Annotated in this window: 15 protein-coding genes; 5 read left to right on the forward strand and 10 right to left on the reverse strand. The window is 46.3% G+C overall.

Features of this window, described 5'->3' with window-relative positions; all coding sequences use genetic code 11:
* Positions 1-31 precede the first annotated feature (31 nt).
* Genes KJB05_RS18455 through KJB05_RS18465 form a run of 3 tightly spaced genes read right to left on the reverse strand, consistent with a single transcriptional unit; the run spans position 32 to position 2,002 of the window.
* Positions 32-436 (reverse strand): hypothetical protein, encoded by a 405-nt coding sequence (locus KJB05_RS18455; RefSeq protein ID WP_208446050.1) that lies wholly within the window; start codon positions 434-436, stop codon positions 32-34.
* Positions 437-446: 10 nt separating this feature from the next.
* The gene (locus tag KJB05_RS18460; RefSeq protein ID WP_039986391.1) at positions 447-1,538 is read right to left on the reverse strand and encodes a GGDEF domain-containing protein; all 1,092 of its coding nucleotides are present in this window, start codon (positions 1,536-1,538) and stop codon (positions 447-449) included.
* Complete coding sequence (locus KJB05_RS18465) at positions 1,538-2,002, reverse strand: oxidoreductase (RefSeq protein ID WP_208446051.1); 465 nt, start codon at positions 2,000-2,002, stop codon at positions 1,538-1,540. The genes KJB05_RS18460 and KJB05_RS18465 overlap by 1 nt, the downstream gene beginning before the upstream one ends.
* A 281-nt stretch (positions 2,003-2,283) precedes the next feature.
* Between KJB05_RS18465 and KJB05_RS18470 the strand changes: the two genes are divergently transcribed.
* Positions 2,284-2,655 carry a DUF805 domain-containing protein gene (locus KJB05_RS18470; RefSeq protein ID WP_208446052.1) on the forward strand — a complete coding sequence of 124 codons (372 nt, stop codon included), beginning with the start codon at positions 2,284-2,286 and terminating at the stop codon, positions 2,653-2,655.
* Positions 2,656-2,704: 49 nt separating this feature from the next.
* Here the strand turns inward: KJB05_RS18470 and KJB05_RS18475 are convergent, their stop codons facing one another.
* From KJB05_RS18475 to KJB05_RS18485, 3 genes are all read right to left on the reverse strand, one after another.
* Entirely contained in the window at positions 2,705-3,895 is a 1,191-nt protein-coding gene (locus KJB05_RS18475; RefSeq protein ID WP_199453079.1) for a BamA/TamA family outer membrane protein, read from the reverse strand.
* A gap of 204 nt (positions 3,896-4,099) precedes the next feature.
* On the reverse strand, positions 4,100-4,939 hold the full coding sequence (gene fghA, locus KJB05_RS18480) for an S-formylglutathione hydrolase (protein ID WP_208446053.1): 840 nt from the start codon (positions 4,937-4,939) through the stop codon (positions 4,100-4,102).
* Positions 4,940-5,094: 155 nt separating this feature from the next.
* On the reverse strand, positions 5,095-6,243 hold the full coding sequence (locus KJB05_RS18485) for an S-(hydroxymethyl)glutathione dehydrogenase/class III alcohol dehydrogenase (RefSeq protein WP_005447284.1): 1,149 nt from the start codon (positions 6,241-6,243) through the stop codon (positions 5,095-5,097).
* 314 nt (positions 6,244-6,557) lie between these two features.
* Between KJB05_RS18485 and KJB05_RS18490 the strand changes: the two genes are divergently transcribed.
* The 4 genes from KJB05_RS18490 to KJB05_RS18505 all read left to right on the forward strand — a co-directional run bounded on the left by KJB05_RS18490 (position 6,558) and on the right by KJB05_RS18505 (position 11,338).
* On the forward strand, positions 6,558-7,364 hold the full coding sequence (locus KJB05_RS18490) for an arylamine N-acetyltransferase (protein WP_208446054.1): 807 nt from the start codon (positions 6,558-6,560) through the stop codon (positions 7,362-7,364).
* A 243-nt stretch (positions 7,365-7,607) separates the two neighbouring features.
* Positions 7,608-9,767: a metallophosphoesterase gene (locus KJB05_RS18495; RefSeq protein ID WP_208446055.1), complete on the forward strand. Its 2,160-nt coding sequence runs from the start codon at positions 7,608-7,610 to the stop codon at positions 9,765-9,767.
* A gap of 119 nt (positions 9,768-9,886) precedes the next feature.
* Positions 9,887-10,399, forward strand: a complete 513-nt coding sequence (locus tag KJB05_RS18500; RefSeq protein WP_009706783.1) for a GNAT family N-acetyltransferase — start codon at positions 9,887-9,889, stop codon at positions 10,397-10,399.
* Between the two features lie 69 nt (positions 10,400-10,468).
* Complete coding sequence (locus KJB05_RS18505; protein ID WP_005434817.1) at positions 10,469-11,338, forward strand: LysR family transcriptional regulator; 870 nt, start codon at positions 10,469-10,471, stop codon at positions 11,336-11,338.
* A gap of 71 nt (positions 11,339-11,409) precedes the next feature.
* Here KJB05_RS18505 and KJB05_RS18510 read toward each other — a convergent pair whose 3' ends face one another.
* The 4 genes from KJB05_RS18510 to KJB05_RS18525 all read right to left on the reverse strand — a co-directional run bounded on the left by KJB05_RS18510 (position 11,410) and on the right by KJB05_RS18525 (position 16,494).
* A complete protein-coding gene (locus tag KJB05_RS18510; RefSeq protein WP_208446056.1) occupies positions 11,410-12,240 on the reverse strand; it encodes a hypothetical protein in 831 nt (276 codons plus the stop codon).
* Positions 12,241-12,479: 239 nt separating this feature from the next.
* Complete coding sequence (locus KJB05_RS18515) at positions 12,480-13,346, reverse strand: LysR family transcriptional regulator (RefSeq protein WP_208446057.1); 867 nt, start codon at positions 13,344-13,346, stop codon at positions 12,480-12,482.
* Between the two features lie 221 nt (positions 13,347-13,567).
* Positions 13,568-14,338, reverse strand: a complete 771-nt coding sequence (locus KJB05_RS18520; RefSeq protein ID WP_208446058.1) for a siderophore-interacting protein — start codon at positions 14,336-14,338, stop codon at positions 13,568-13,570.
* Between the two features lie 233 nt (positions 14,339-14,571).
* Complete coding sequence (locus tag KJB05_RS18525; RefSeq protein WP_009706785.1) at positions 14,572-16,494, reverse strand: S9 family peptidase; 1,923 nt, start codon at positions 16,492-16,494, stop codon at positions 14,572-14,574.
* Positions 16,495-16,523: the final 29 nt, after the last annotated feature.

Below are 16,523 nucleotides of genomic sequence, written 5' to 3' on the forward strand. Positions count from 1 at the left end.
AAGTATCTGAAGCTAAGTATGCGTCTACTAGTTAGCGAACGTATTTCGCTGTCGCGCTGACAAACCAATGTTGCAACTTGCCTTCTGGGCTTTCTACCCACAGGTCGTTATGGTAGCGGTAGATGCGACCATTCACAGTGAGGGCTAGCGTGTTATCACCGGTTTGCTCCATGCGGATAAACTGATCAGAAGTCACCAAAAACGGCTCCAAATCATCCGTGCTTGCGCCTTTGTACACCACGAAGTAACCAAACATGTTGCCGGCATCTGGGTCTGTCGAATGAATGCGATGGCCAACCAGCGTGTAGTTGTCGTTGAGCGCTTCTTTGAGAGTTTGTGCCCCCACCGTCTCGTGAGATGGGATAAACACCCAAGCCAGTACACCTATCGCGATCACTAGCAGTAACAGCACTGCTCGCATGAAGTTTTTCATCATGGTTATCCGTTTAACGTTGGAATTTCATTTTGTACATGCGCTTATCCGCTAAATTGATCAGGAAGTCAATGTTGTCGGCGTCTTGCGGATAGCTCGCTACCCCTAAGCTGGTGGACAAAGAGCTTGCTTTATCAGAGGCAAGAATCGGTTTTTCAAACACTACGTTGATGTGGTGCGTCGCTTCGGCGATCTTGCTTTGCTCGGTGGCATTGATGAGTACGGCAAACTCATCACCGCCCATGCGATACACACTAAAGTCATCCATCGCCATGTTGCTCAGACGCTCTGCAACCTCGATTAAGGCGATATCACCCGCTTGGTGCCCCAAGGTGTCATTAATGTTCTTAAAGCCGTTCAGATCGAGCAGGAGCAGCGAGAATGGGGTATCGGTTTCCTCTCTGCGATGTAAATCGATGAACAGCGCGCTGCGGTTGGCAAGATTTGTCAGTGGGTCGCTCAAGGCCAGTTCTTTGTGGAACTTAGACTCGCGTTTGTAGAAGTAAGTCATCAACGCGACGGTGAGAACGAAAATGCCCAACAAGATGTACTGCGCTTGAAGTAAGTTGTAAGCACGTTCTTGTTGTTGTCTGTAGAGTGGGCTAGCAACTCGGAAGTTCTGAGTGACGTAATCAATCATCTCCATATACAAGTTCTGAGTGGCGCGATAAAACTGGGCGGCGGCAATACTGCTACCGGTTTTGGCTTCAACTAAGATTGGTTCGAGTTGTTGGAACTTGTCGAACAAGGATACGAAGTACACCCGCACTTCTTCACGAGATAGGAAAGAATCCGCTTCTTTGTTGTTGATCAGCAGATCAAAACGACTCCATGCCAGTTCATATTGTAACTCGGTGCCGTCGATGTTCATTACGCTTTCGTTCAAACGACGAGCTTCGCCCACCAATTCGGACAGCTCTTTGGACAAATGGAACAAGAACCAAGTCGCTTGGTTTTGTTGGTCGGAGTAGGTTTTGGTCAGCGCGCGGGTTTCTTTTAATAAAACGATGTTTGCGATCAGTAGTGTCGATGCAAACACGAGCAACATCAACTTACTCTTGGTTGAAAAGGGCCCTTGCTTCGGGGTTTTGGGTTTCGCCTTCATTATTGATCTTCTTTCGCACTTATTCTGTTGATTTGCCAAACCATTTGAGCGTGGTATTGCGCGTTATCAAGCTCTGGGTGTTCACTCATTGAGTAAATCAGCCAGTAAGGACCTTTGTTTCTGATTTTGATGTAATTTTGGTTTTGTTTGTATGCCACGATCGGCTGATAACGAAGAATGTCTTCGCGAGATAGGTCAGAGTGGTAGTCATTGAGCGCACGAACTTCTACATGCTGAGGAATGTTGCCAAACGTATGTTGCAACAGTGTACTCAGCTTAACGCCGTCAAACTCGGCGGGGGTTTCTAGCCAAGGTAGTTCGGTAATGTAGGTCGTTTGTGGCAGTGACTCTAGGTCTTTTAGTGTCACAACGACATTGGAATTTTCAGGACTGCTAAACTGTATCGTGTTTGCAAAAAGTGTCGGTGCAAACAAAAGCAAAGCGAGCGCCATTGTTTTTCTCATCTTGTGCCCTTTGAATTTATTGCCCTCATTCCGGTTGGATCGCGTTCACGAACCGATCCGCTGAAATTTCGGTTATATATTTATTAATAATAGAGCCAACTTGATGGATTTATATAATACGTTATGGGTGAAAAGTAACCGTTGGTTGAATATACGTCAAGGTTAATGACAGAGTTAAAAATACAACTATTGGATGAATATATCATTTAGCTCATTTTGTGTGCAGTTTGCTTCACGTTGTCTAACTTTCGCGACACTTTCATCTCATTAGGAGAGTCGATATGTTTGATTGGTACTATAAAGTTATCCTCAATTACACCAACTTTAGTGGCAGAGCGAGACGCCAAGAGTATTGGTACTTTACGTTAGTCAATGTGTTGATCAATTTGGTGATGGGTATCATCGACCGAGTCATTGGCAGCGTGATGCAAATGGAGAATTTTGGCTTCTTCGGTGTGATATATGCGCTGTTTATCATGATCCCGTCGATTGCCGTCACTGTGCGTCGTTTGCACGATTCAGGACGAACCGGTTGGTGGGCATTGATCGCCTTCGTCCCAATCATTGGTATTTTGGTGCTGCTGTACTTCTTGATTAAAGACAGTGAAGAAGGTTCGAACCAATACGGCGCGAACCCTAAATATCAATCATGACGAAGATAACCGTGATGCTGTCAGCTGTGATGGCGAGAGGCAAGTGGGTTTAGATGCCTGAACCCACTTGGAAATAGACCGCGTTGTCCTCATCACTGAAAGCGAAGTCCATACCTGCTTGCAAGCCATAACGACGGGCGATGAGGTAACGAAAGCCCACGCCGTAAGCGTACTCGGCATCGTTTTCAAATAGCGATTCTTCCGTTGAGGCGTAGCCAAAGCCACCGAAGAAGTTGGTCGACCAACGAGTGTTCCATTGGTAAGTCAATTGAGATTCCACCGAGAGTGTTTCATCCCCTTGGTATCGGTTCCTTGCCACACCACGCAGTTCGATATCTGGGTATGACGCAGGCGGTAAAAAGCGCTCGTCAGTATAAAGCGACTTGTATTGTCCACGCAGAGCCAGCGACCAATCATCGGCTAACTCCCAATAATTGATGCCCTCTACGTCCAGTTGTTCGTATTCGTAATCACTGCCAAACGCATCGTTGTACCAAAGGAATTCCGCTTTGTAGTTGTAGCCTTGTGTTGGACTAAAGAAGTTATTTCGGCTGTCCCATTCCAGTGTTAAGCCTAATCCAGAAGTGGTTGGAGAGGTATTGGTCAAGGTTTGCAGCAGCTTATCGGCAACAGGGGAGTTCGTGATTTTCTGGTCGGTAACGAAATAGAGCTGTTTCACACCGATAAACAACGGGGCATCAATAATGCGGTATTGAAGATGGTTGAGCATGCCGCCGCCAGTAATCTCGAAATCTAACCCTTGTCCATTGAATACTCCGTCTAGCCCCGGCAACGTGGACTGTGGGTAGAAGGTCATGTTGAAGTCGCCATAACCGACACCACCAAGGTAACGCACCGTGTCTTGTGCCCAAGTTCGGCGATGGCCAGCAAACCCCATCCAAGTACCATTCTCGGTCGCGAAGCCGCCAACTGCGGTGATCGCAGGCGTTAACAGCTGTGCGCCGCCATCGAGTGATGTTTCCGCCAGTTTGCGCCTTTTCTCCCGCTGCTCATCGGATTCATGCAAAAACACGCCAGTGAACCCCAAACCATAGCCGACAGCAGGTTCAGTAATCACGATCGGGACGGGTAGAAAGCCGTAGGCGTTTTCAGCAAGGTATTCACCCATATCCAATTGCCCATCGATGGGATCGAAAAAGCTTATCGCCTCGGCAATAGGAGAGGTCGCTAACAACCCGAAATAAGTCGAGGTTAGCAGGACTGACGTTGGTTTTTTCATAAAGTGCTAGCGTTAATTGAATGATGTTCAATTACAAGTTAGACGTCATTTCGACAAATTGCAATGGGACTTGTGTAAAGGGAAAGTGAGTGTTTTTAAAACACAAAAAGCCACCCAATAAATAGGTGGCTTTGTATAGAGAGGATTATTAAACCGTTTGGTTTCCTGTGCTCACTCGTTGGCTTAACGAGCCTAAATCAGGTGTTAAGCAAACAGGTACTTCGCGTGGAAGTTCAAGTGATCAGCGATAAAGCTAGAGATAAAGAAGTAGCTGTGGTCGTAACCCGGCTGCATACGAAGCTCAACTGCTGAATCGTGGGCTTTTGCTGCCGCCAGTAACGCATCAGGCTTCAATTGCTCAGCAAGGAAGTTATCAGCATCACCTTGGTCGACTAGCATAGGTAATGGTGATTTTGCTTGCTTAAGTAACTCGCTCGCGTCGTATTGTTTCCAGCTCTCGATATCAGTGCCTAGGTAAGCGGTAAACGCTTTTTGGCCCCAAGGGCATTGCATTGGGTTACTGATTGGGCTGAATGCTGAAATTGAACGGTACTGATCTGAATTTTTCAGACCAATGGTGATCGCACCGTGACCACCCATGCTGTGACCCGAAATCGACTTCACGTCAGAGACTGGGAAGTTACTTTCGATGATCGCAGGCAGTTCTTGGGTGATGTAATCGTACATGTGGTAGTGACGCGACCATGGCTCTTGAGTAGCGTTTAGGTAGAAACCCGCACCTTTACCCAAATCGTAGTTTTCGTCGTCTGCAACGTCGTCACCCCGTGGGCTAGTATCCGGTGCCACAATGGCGATACCTAACTCAGCCGCCATGCGAAACGCGCCCGCTTTCTGCATGAAGTTCTCATCGGTACACGTCAAGCCAGACAACCAGTAAACCACAGGTACTGGGTTTGATTTGGTTGCGTTTGGTGGCAAGAAGATCGCGAAGCGCATGTTGCAGTTCAAAGCGCGAGATTCGTGTGTGTACTGTTTATGCCAACCACCGAATACTTTGGCTTGGCTTAGGCTTTCAATGGTCATGAATAATCTCTCGATAAAACAATGATTTTTAACGGCGGACAAGACCGTTAAAGACAGCGGATGGTTCTCTTCTCAAAGGAGAGTGTATCCAGAGAGAAGAGCGCCTATTTCAAATTTTCAAATATCAGTCACATTCCGTGATCTGCTATCTTGGATTATTTATCCATGTGAAGAACAGTACGGATAGATTCACCTTTGTGCATCAATTCGAACGCTTCGTTCACGTCTTGCAGACCCATAGTGTGCGTGATGAATTCTTGTAGACCGAATTCACCAGCCATGTAACGGTTCACGATTTCTGGAAGCTCAGAGCGGCCTTTAACACCACCGAAAGCAGAACCACGCCATACGCGACCAGTTACTAGTTGGAATGGACGAGTTGAGATCTCTTGACCTGCACCAGCAACACCAATGATTACTGACTCACCCCAACCTTTGTGACAACACTCAAGTGCTTGACGCATCACGTTTACGTTACCGATACACTCGAATGAGTAGTCAACACCACCGTCTGTCATCTCAACGATAACGTCTTGGATTGGCTTGTCGAATTTCATTGGGTTGATTACGTCAGTAGCACCAAGTTGTTTCGCTAGGTCGAATTTGCTTTCGTTGATGTCTACACCGATGATGCGGCTTGCACCAGCCATACGAGCACCGATGATTGCAGAAAGACCGATACCGCCTAGACCGAATACAGCAACTGTGTCGCCTTTTTCAACTTTAGCTGTGTTTAGTACCGCACCCATACCAGTGGTTACGCCACAACCTAGAAGACAAACTTCTTCAAGTGGTGCTTCTTTGTTTACTTTCGCTAGTGAGATTTCTGGAAGAACCGTGTACTCAGAGAAAGTAGAACAACCCATGTAGTGGAAAATAGTTTCACCGTTGATAGAGAAACGGCTTGTGCCATCTGGCATTAGACCTTTACCTTGAGTTTCACGAACTGCCTGACATAGGTTAGTTTTGCCAGATTTACAGAACTTACACTCACCACATTCAGCTGTGTAAAGTGGGATAACGTGGTCGCCAACTTCAACGCTTGTTACGCCTTCGCCAACCATTTCAACGATACCGCCACCTTCGTGACCAAGGATTGAAGGGAAGATACCTTCTGGATCGTCACCTGATAGTGTGAATGCGTCAGTGTGACAAACACCAGTTGCTACGATACGTACTAGCACTTCGCCAGCTTTTGGAAGTTGTACATCAACTTCTTCCATTTTAAGTGGCTCGCCAGCAGCCCATGCAACCATTGCTTTTGATTTAATGTGAGTTTGACCTGGTTTGATTTCAAGCGACATTGGATGTTTCCTTTATATTCTCAGTATATGGAGTGACGTCATAAGCGTAGTTGAGGTTTGTTCACTACGCTGCGTCGTTTTGTTGGTGCCCATTCTAGGTGTTTCACGAAAAATGATAATCCGGCTAAATTGAAAATGATTTTTACGTATACGTAAAAATCAACCAAAAGGCATAATGATTTATGCGAGCGAAACAGGGTAAGTTGGAGAAAAACAAAGTAAGTACGAGAAAATTCGTTTTGGGGTTTGACCTCAAGCGTGGTTGAGGTTTTATTGTGTCGGCCATTGCGAAGAAACATCGATTTAGGATCAGAATGAACAACACAGATTTAAAGGCTTACTTAAACAAGATTGGCGTAACGCAGCAATTGAACGTCAGCGTGGATACGCTCTTTGCGCTACATAATGCGCAGCATCGCCGTTTGCCGTTTGAGAACTTTGATATCGCATTGGGTAAAGGCATTTCGACGTCTGAACAAGACATCATCGACAAGTTGGTTTACCACGAGCGCGGTGGCTACTGTTTTGAATTGAACGGTCTGCTGCTAAGAGTGCTACAACAGGTTGGCTTTGAAGCAAGACCACTGTTAGGCCGCGTACACTTATCTGGCACTCCTTCGGGCAGAACCCATCAGTTCACTTTGGTGACGCTTGGGGATGAAAAGTGGATTGTCGATGCAGGCTTTGGCTCAAATACACCACGCGCACCGCTGCCTTTTGTGACTAATCAACCTATTCATACCGATCTGCAAACATTCCGCTTTGTTGAGGATGAGCGTGTTGGCTACATGCTACAAATTCAGTCTTATGATGATGCAAACCAGTGGATTGATATGTACAGCTTGGACTTTGAACATGTGTTTGATGGCGACATTGTGTGTGGAAACCACTATGCGTCAACGTCACCTCATTCGCGCTTTACGTCCAGTCGCGTTGCCACGCTAGCGACCGAGTTTGGAATCATCACGTTGGCGAACCACACGCTAAAGCACCGCTTGAATAACGAAGTGGTTGAGCAAGAACTGGCAGAAGGGCAAAGCTACCTATCAGCACTGAAAGAACACTTTGGTATTGAGCTGAATGCCGAGTATCAAGACCTGAAACCACTGCCTCAGCTATAACCATTCTGAATGACTTAACCATTGATGCTTGGCGAAAAGTATAGTGAGCATCAATGGGTTTGATTTGGTCTACTCCAAGCTGTTTATCGGTTTAAGTTATTGATTAAAAAGAGTGTGAACGAAGGTCACAGAACGGAACGGCTTGCGATAAGTTGTAAGAAAGTCGCAACCTAATTGTCATTTTTTCTACCTAAGCTCCTCGCCCGATTTCAAAATTATTACTCTTTTATCGGGATGAGAAAAATGAAACGCAGTACATTGACCGTACTCTCCGGTCTGATTGCCGCTACTCTAGTTGGCTGTAATTCAGACTCTTCTAGCAGTGACACCCCAGAACTCGAAGCGCCAGTCCAAGTGGCCTTTATGCCAGACATCCACTTCCACGATGTGTATGGTGATTTCCAAGACGGCTCTTTCCAAGGCTTGTATACCAACTCAAGCGGTAAGTACGCGACGATTCGAACCATGCAATCGCAGATGGAATCGACTCGTCTGTTCAATGAAAACTACTTCGCAATGATTGCGGCTTTGGATGACGTGGTAGAGCGCGGAATTAAGTATGTGGCGCTACCGGGCGATTTCAGTGATGACGGCCAACCTGTGCACATGCGTGGTTTGGTTAAGATCTTCGACCACTATCGTGAAACATACGGACTTGAGTTCTTTGCAGCGCCAGGTAACCACGATCCGGGCAAGCCATTTACCGTAGCGGCGGGCAAATCGGATTACCTTGGTGAAGACGGCAAGAAACAACGCATTTTCAGTCGTGGTAAAGATGAGTGTGTTGATTACGAAGGCGAATGGGGCACGATTCCGGGTGAAGATGGCAACCTAGACACCATCTGTACGGAAGAAGTGAAAGAGTGGGGCTACAAGGAGATAATGGATATCCTTGGCACCCACGGTTTCTACCCACAAGAAGAGTACCTGTACTTCGAAACGCCTTACAGCAGCGACGAAGTCCGCAACAACTACTCGTATGAACTTGCTTCAGAAGAAGCGACTTACGACAAGCGTATGTTCGAGATTTGCCACCAAGGGACGGGCGGTGAGTACAAACAAGACGGTTACACCAACTGTGCGGTGGTTCCAGATACCAGCTACTTGGTAGAGCCAGTGAAAGGCTTGTGGTTGTTGGCCATCGACGCAAACGTCTACAAACCAAAAGACACCTTGCCAGATGGTTCGGTCAATGGTGAGGACTTTGATGGCTCTAGCAGCGCAGGTTACAACATGATGTTGACCCACAAGCAGCACGTTATCGAGTGGATCAGTGATGTGGTGAAAGCGGCGAAAGCGCAGAATAAAACCTTGGTGTCATTCAGCCATTTTCCAATGACTGATTTCTACAATGGTGCTTCAGAAGACATTGAAGACCTGTTTGGTGAAGGCAGTCATCAGCTTTCTCGCGAACCAAACGACGACACCAGTAAAGCGCTGGCTGCGACGGGTTTGAGCATTCACGTTGGCGGCCATATGCACTTCAATGATACCGGCAAGAAGAGCTATGTGATTGACGGTGTGCAACACACGCTGTTCAACATTCAGGCGCCTTCTCTGGCGGGCTACATTCCGGCTTATAAACTGTTGAACATTCGTCCTGATCACCAAGTTGAAGTAGAAACGGTCGTAATCGATAAAGTGGCCGGCTACAACGAATTGTTTGAGCACTATGCACGTGAGCATGAACACCTGACTGAACAAGCAGGTGATGATGAAACTGCAAAGGCGAGCATCTGGAACAAAGAGATTCTTGAAGCCGACAGTTACTACGCACTGACAGATTGGCACATTCGAGAGTTGACGCGCCTGCGCTTCTTACCGAGTGATTGGCCATTAGAAATGCGTGAGATGATCATGCACATGGATGGCGACGACATGCTGATTATGTCTCAGCTTTCGACGGAATTTACCGTGTGCCAGCTAGCGAAAGAGCTTGGCTATGACATCGTCAACTGTAACGAGAACGCTGTTGTCGATTACGAGCAGTTCCAGAAAGACTGGCAAGCTGCGTCGCAACAAGCAGAAGCCATTGCTCAAGAAGGCGGCTTTACGTTGACCGATTTTGCCGCATGGAATGGTGAAGAGCTAGCAACGGATTTTTACCGCCTGCGCAATGCCGATGAGTTGGCGTTCCGTGACATTGAAGAAGCGCAATTGCTGCAATATGAGCTGTTAAGTCGAGAGCTGTCAGAGTTCGCCGGAACGGTCGATTCAGAGCTTGGTGATTTAGGTGAATACTCGGTTGGCGAAGTGTTCCGCTCACGCTTTGGTAGCCTGTTTGTGATTCTTGAGAAGTTCGCGACTGGACAAGCGAGTGATCACTTCCTGATCGATACTGAGCAGCAAACGCTGATTGATCTTAAAGGTGAAGTGAAGCGCGATATTCTCAAAAGCGAATAGCACCCTTATCTAAAATATGGAAAGCGCAGCTCAGTCTGCGCTTTTTTATTTGCGCTGTCTCTCAGTAAGTGGCTTTTCAAAGGTTTACCTTTAACCATGAGAAATAAATGAGGTAAATCATGCGCTTTGAATACATACTTGATGATGAAGTCACCCAAGAACTCGACGCAAAGCTAAGAAGTTTGCTCTCCACTTGCTTCACCAAGGAGCAAGACAAAATCTTCCAAACTCAACGATACTTCAATGAAATGCCTCGTCACCGTTACCTCATTTGGGACGGAGACACCCTTGCTGCCCATGTTGCGGTCCATGAAAAACAAGTGATGATTGATGACCAATCCTTCCCAATAAGTGGCATTGCTGAAGTGTGTGTGCAGCCCGATTCACGAGGAAAAGGGTTGGTGAAGTTACTGCTCAAGGCGGTACATCAAGATGCTTTGGAGCGAGGCGATGCGTTCTCGGTATTGTTTGGCCGTACCCATGTCTACCAGTCCAGCGGCTATCAACCGATCAACAACTTACACATGAAAGTTCAGCCCAATAAGTGGGTTAGCACGAGCGACACTATGGTGTGCTCGCTGAACATCATTTGGCCACAACAGACGGTCCATTTAGTCGGCTATCCTTTTTAAACAGGTTTTCTCCACATGAAACTTTGTGTGAGAATACGCAATACATAGAATTCCACAGGAACCACATTCATGGCGAATTGGGAAGGCGTGAGCGAGTTTGTCGCTGTCGCAGAAACCAACAGCTTCACGGGCGCAGCCAACAAGTTGAAAACATCGGTGGCGCAAATCAGCCGCCGCGTGTCAGCGTTGGAAGAGCGTTTGGCGGTTAAGTTGCTGCACCGTACCACGCGAAAAGTTTCACTAACCGAGGCGGGGCAACTCTATTACCAGCAATGTAAACACCTTGTTGAAGGCTTGGAGTTGGCCGAATTGGCGGTAACGCAAATGCAAGCAGAACCGAAAGGCTTGCTCAAAGTGACCGCTCCTGTGACTTACGGTGAGATGAACTTAGCGCCGTTGTTGCATCAGTTTATTGAGAAATACCCGCAGGTAAATCTGGATTTGAATCTGACTAACCAAAAGTTAGATTTGATTGAGCAAGGCGTCGATGTGGCGATTCGTCTTGGACGTTTGCAAGACTCCAGTTTGATTGCCAAGCGCTTGTCATCTCGACAGCTTTACGTGTGCGCTAGCCCTGCGTACTTAGATCGCTCTGGCGAACCACATACCTTGTCTGAACTGAGTCATCACCAGTGTTTGGTCGGTACAGCAGATTACTGGCACTTTAAAGAGCAAAAGCGTGAGAAGTCTTTACGTGTTTCTGGCCGAATCAAATGCAACAGTGGCTTTGCGTTGGTCGATGCGGCAAAACGTGGTTTAGGTTTGGTGCAATTGCCGGACTACTACGTGCAAGAGGCGTTAGACAATGGCGAGCTGGTGGAAGTGTTAACCGATTACCGAGACGATCGTGAAGGTATTTGGGCGCTATACCCACAAAACCGAAACCTGTCGCCAAAAGTGCGCTTACTGATTGATTTCTTGGCTGAAAACATGAGCTGAGAAAGGTGTCCCCAGCACTTTGCTTATCAGGGGTTATTGATTCGCAAAGGCGGGGACTTGCAGGATGCTGCTTAGTTATTAAAGATGTCGTTCAATTTGTAAAACACGCTAGGCTGGTAGTACTTGAAGTGTGCTGTCAATTGACCTTCTTTTATCTCAGAAAAAGTACTTTCGACGCCATACGTAAGTTCCTCACTCATCCTTAGGAAATCGAGAGGCATATCTTTATCTTCAGCACTATTCATCACGACGGCTTGGTGACGAGTTTGGGCGTGAATATGCTCAAAGCTATGCGCTTTATTTACTTCCCAACCAATACCGTTACGGAAATAAGTTACGAGTGAGAAATCGTCCACATCGATAACTCTTTGTGTAATGGCTGTTCTGTGTTTTAAATCAATACCAACACGACTAATATTTAAAAGTTCGTTATTAAATATCAGAGTAATATCTGCGACTTGGCTACTAGTATCGGTCTTTTCCTGATAATAAACAGAAAACGTTTCATCAGATTCAGACCAGCGACATTCCATCTCATTGTGAAAACCAGATATATCATTCAAATGATAGTCTGATTCACAAAGGTCATGTATCTGGTCATAAGTTTTTTGAAAATGGTCGGCGACCGCTTGATACATCGGAACTACAGGTTCAATCGGATTTACAGGTTCTCCGGGTTCTATGGGGTGAACGGGTGTTTCTGGCTCAATGGGATGCACAGGATGTCCAGGTTCAATCGGATGAACAGGCTCCCCCGGCTCTATAGGGTGAACGGGAGGCGCGGGTTCGATTGGCTGAATAGGTTTTATTCCTGAATCAATGCCGTTGTCACCATTTGTGTCTGAGGAATTACAAGCAGCCAAAAGTGGCAATATACTCGCAAGCAAAAGAGTTTTCTTCATATTTCTACCTAGTCATTATAATTTCGTTTCGATGAAAATAAGAACACTCAATTACTATTCCATTATTCTCTTTATTATTTTTTATTTAAAGAGAAGAGTGATTCCTGACATTAAGGTTAATGCCTTTCCTAATATTATTTAAGCCAACTGACGTTTGGATATAAACAGAATAAAAAAGTAAACTTCAGATTTACGATAGATCTATATTCGTATATTGCCTCCTATTTTTAAAACTGCCTTTATGCGTATTCAGTGATTAACGTTTTTTTCAGCCAATCAGTCGCAATACCGTTGGCTCGAATTTCTGACGTGATCATGTCCATTCGGAACAAGTGTCCTTTTTCACCAAGACTAGTCTGGGTAATCACCACTTTGTGTGAGTTTCTTTTTGCCAATTCCAATGGGACGATAGCCCAACCGACATCTCTGCTTACAAGCTCTATGCTTGTCTCAATATCATCAATTCTCATCTTGTTTACTTCTTCTAGGTCGAGGAAGTGATTGTCCAAATTGAATACGCTACTGCGTGTTATTTGAGTCATGCCTACTAAATCACTTGGCACGACAACTTTATGTTGCAGAGGATTCTCTCTTGCACAAATTAAACAGGTTTTCACGTAATCAATGGTTTGATATTGGATTGTGCTATCAAAAAAGTGTCGCCCAACAATCAGTGCTAGATCGACCTCATCCGCTTCTATCATGGCAACCACATCTTGAGTTGGCCGCTTATGGAGCACCAATTCCACTTGAGGAAACTGTTGTTGAAATCCTATGATGATTTGTCGCATCTTGTCATCCACTAGCCAGTCATCAATGGCGACCACGACTTTATCCTCAACGCCTTGGGCCAAGTGCTCCGCGTGGCGCAAAAACTTACTCTCTGCTGCGAGCATACTTTTGGCATAACCGAGCAAATTTTCGCCTTCTACGGTGAGCTTTGGTTTATAGCCATCGCGTGAGAATAACTCGACCGATAAATCAATCTCTAAATCACTGATGGCATTGCTAATCCAAGACTGCGCTTTACCTTGTTTTCGTGCTGCGGCAGAAAAGGAGCCAAGCTCAGCGGCATTTACAAAGGCTTTTACTTTATCGGTGTTCATGCTTGCCTCGTCGTTATGGTGGGTAGATTATCGACAGCTTAACGAGGTTAAAAGATAGACTCTATATGGATTTGTTATAGTGATTGAAGTGGAGTTTTTAGAGAGTAGAAATGAGTTTGGTTGTAATTTATTGATATTTAAATAATATAAAAAATAAACGCTGAGCTTTTGATCAAAAACTCAGCGTTATCTATAGTAAAAGTAATATAAAGTTACATTTACTATTCGTTTAACTCAGCATCTTCGCGCTTGAGAACCTTGTGGCCATCTTCCGATACGCCTTGTTTCCAGTAACTGCTGAGGTAAAGGTTTTCACGTTCCACTTCTTTTTCGTTACGGAAGTATTGGCGTAGCGCACGCATCGAGTCGAACTCACAAGCACACCACACAGCAGCTTCACCTGTTTTCCATTCCAGTGAGCGAACCTTATCTTCGAGTGATTGCTCGGTGATCCAATGGATTTCCATACCTGCTGGTGCTTCGAGAGCTTGGATATCCGCTTCAGAGATCACACTGATCACCGCATAACCTGTAGCGTCCTCTGGCAGAGTGCGAATCTTTGCAGACAGCGCTGGCAGTGCAGTCATGTCCGCCGCCATGAAGAACCAATCTGCTTCTGTATTTAGGTTCGAGATGCTGCCTGGGCCTGCGATGTTAATGGTGTCGCCTTCTTTGGCAGACATTGCCCAACGCGCGGCAAAGCCACATTGTAGGTCTTTGGTGATGTGACGTACGAAATCGACTTCAATCGTGCATGCTTGCGGGTCGAAGCGTCGAATGGTGTAAGTACGCATGACAGGGCGGTTTTCTTCTGAGAAGCCTTGAATATCAGTGCCGCCGGTTTCGTTGAATAACAGCTTGATGTAGCTGCCTTCGCAATCTTGTGGGAAGTTGCCTAGCGCGTCACCTTGCAGGGTAATGCGCTGCATGTTTGGTGTGACGGCTTGTGTGTTGATGACAACGAGGCTTTTTGGTTGTGGTTTCTTTTTCATTTTAATTCACATTTCACTACGTTTGATAACTATTCTCTTTCTCATCTAAGGTTAACAGCATCTCAATAAGGCAGATAGTGTCTTTATCTAAATTTACACTCTGATCTGAGAATCGGCGATTTAATTTCGGTACGCCTCGCTCAAATGAACACTTCGTCGTCCCGCTTTATAAGATAGTGACTGGACAATAAAAAAGGGCACCGAAGTGCCCTTGAGAGAAGAATGGAGCTTGTTTACTGTGTTTGTTCTAACAAATGCGTCTTCAGGAATCGATCCATCGCTTGGTAACCATCGAGGCGGTTTTCAAGAGAGCGGAAGCCGTGACCTTCGTTCTCCTTAACGATGTACTCCACTTCAACGCCGCGGTCGCGCAGAGCATTAACGATTTGGTCAGATTCACTCTTCACCACTCGTGGGTCTTTCGCGCCTTGCAGAACCAACAGTGGAGCTTTGATTTGGTCTACGTGGAACACAGGTGAGTAGGCTTTCATCATTTTCGCATCTTCTGGATCTTCCGGATTGCCCACTTGCTCATGCAGCATGGCTAGGAAAGGTGCCCAGTATGGTGGGATAGAATCCATGAAGGTGAACAGGTTAGACACGCCAACGTAGTCGATGCCACATTTGTACAGGTCTGGCGTAAACGTCACACCAGCCAATGTCGCGTAACCACCGTAAGATGCGCCGTAGATACACACTTCGCCATCTTGTGCGTAACCTTGGTCAATCGCCCATTTTACGCCGTCCGTGATGTCGTCTTGCATCGACTGACCCCATTGCTTAAACGACTTCTCCCAAAACTCACGGCCATAACCTGTTGAGCCACGGAAGTTCATTTGCAGTACTGCGATACCACGGTTGGCAAACAGCTGAACTTCTGGTTGGAAGCCCCAATGGTCACGCGCCCAAGGACCGCCGTGTGGCAAGACCAATAGTGGTAAGTCTTTCGCTTCACGACCTTTTGGCAGCGTCAGATAACCATGAATGGTTAAGCCATCACGAGCGGTATAGGTGATTGGCTTCATCTCCGCCATGTCTTCTGGTTTATGCCAAGGTGCGTTTGCAGCTAACTTCTCAAGTTGGTCTGAATCGCGATCGTAATAGTAGTAATTTGGACGGTCGGTGTCGCTGTAGGTCACGACAATCATTTTTCTCTCGTCGCGAGTCGTGTTGTTCACCGAAATTTCAACGCCCGGAAGCTTTTCTTGCAGACGCTCAAAAGTCTCTTCATAACCTTTATCAAGGAAATGGTACTGACGCTTGTCCGTTACATAAGAGATAGTCGTGAGCTTGTTAAGTGCGTTTGAGTAACTCGCATTTGTGACGTCCACTTCTGGATGAGAGAAGATCTCGCGCACTTCTTTGTTTGCTTTCACATCGTATTCAATGATCGCGGATTTATCGCGGGTAATGCGAGAAGCAACGTACAAGTTCTTGTTGTCTGGTGTGAACGAGATTGGCGAGAAGTCTTCTTTGAAGGTGAGATTCTTTAACGGACGGAACTCTTCATCCACAGTGTCACGATAGAGGACTGCAGTGTTTACGCCGTCTGAAGTCGAAATCACACGAATGTTACCATCGTGGTCCGTACCCCAGTAACGCACGTTGCCTGGGTTTTGCGCAACCAGCGTGTTTTCACCTGTTTTCAAGTTATGACGATAAACATCAAACACTTGTCGGTTACGCTCGTTAGTCGTGATAAGAATGTCGTCAGGCTGGCTTTCTAAGGTGTCGATAACATAAGCCACGACACCGGACGTTGGTGTGATGGTTTTCTCTTCGCCCGTTTTTACGTTCACCGTAACGAGGTAGAAGTTTTCATCACCACCTGTGTCGCGAGAGTAGATGATGGTGTCATCGCCAACCCAGTAGTAGTAAGCGATGTCGCGATCGGCAATGGATGTGATGCGCTTGACTTGATCGGCTTTGCCCACGGGATGAACAAAGACGTTTTTACGATCTTGCCACGGTTTCATCATCGAAATGTAATCGCCAGCTGGGGAGATTTGGTAGCTCGATACTTCTGAATTACGGAAGAAATATTCCACCGGATATTCTGGCGGAATGACCTCTGCGGTGGTGGTGGTCGAGGTTTGGCTACAACCCGAAACGAGTAAGCCAAAAGCGGTAGCAAGAATGAGCTTGCGAGTACGCATTGTGTAACGCTCCTTGTGTGACAGACCTG

The sequence above is a fragment of the Vibrio sp. B1ASS3 genome (assembly GCF_905175355.1).
Classification (GTDB): Bacteria; Pseudomonadota; Gammaproteobacteria; order Enterobacterales; family Vibrionaceae; genus Vibrio; species Vibrio owensii.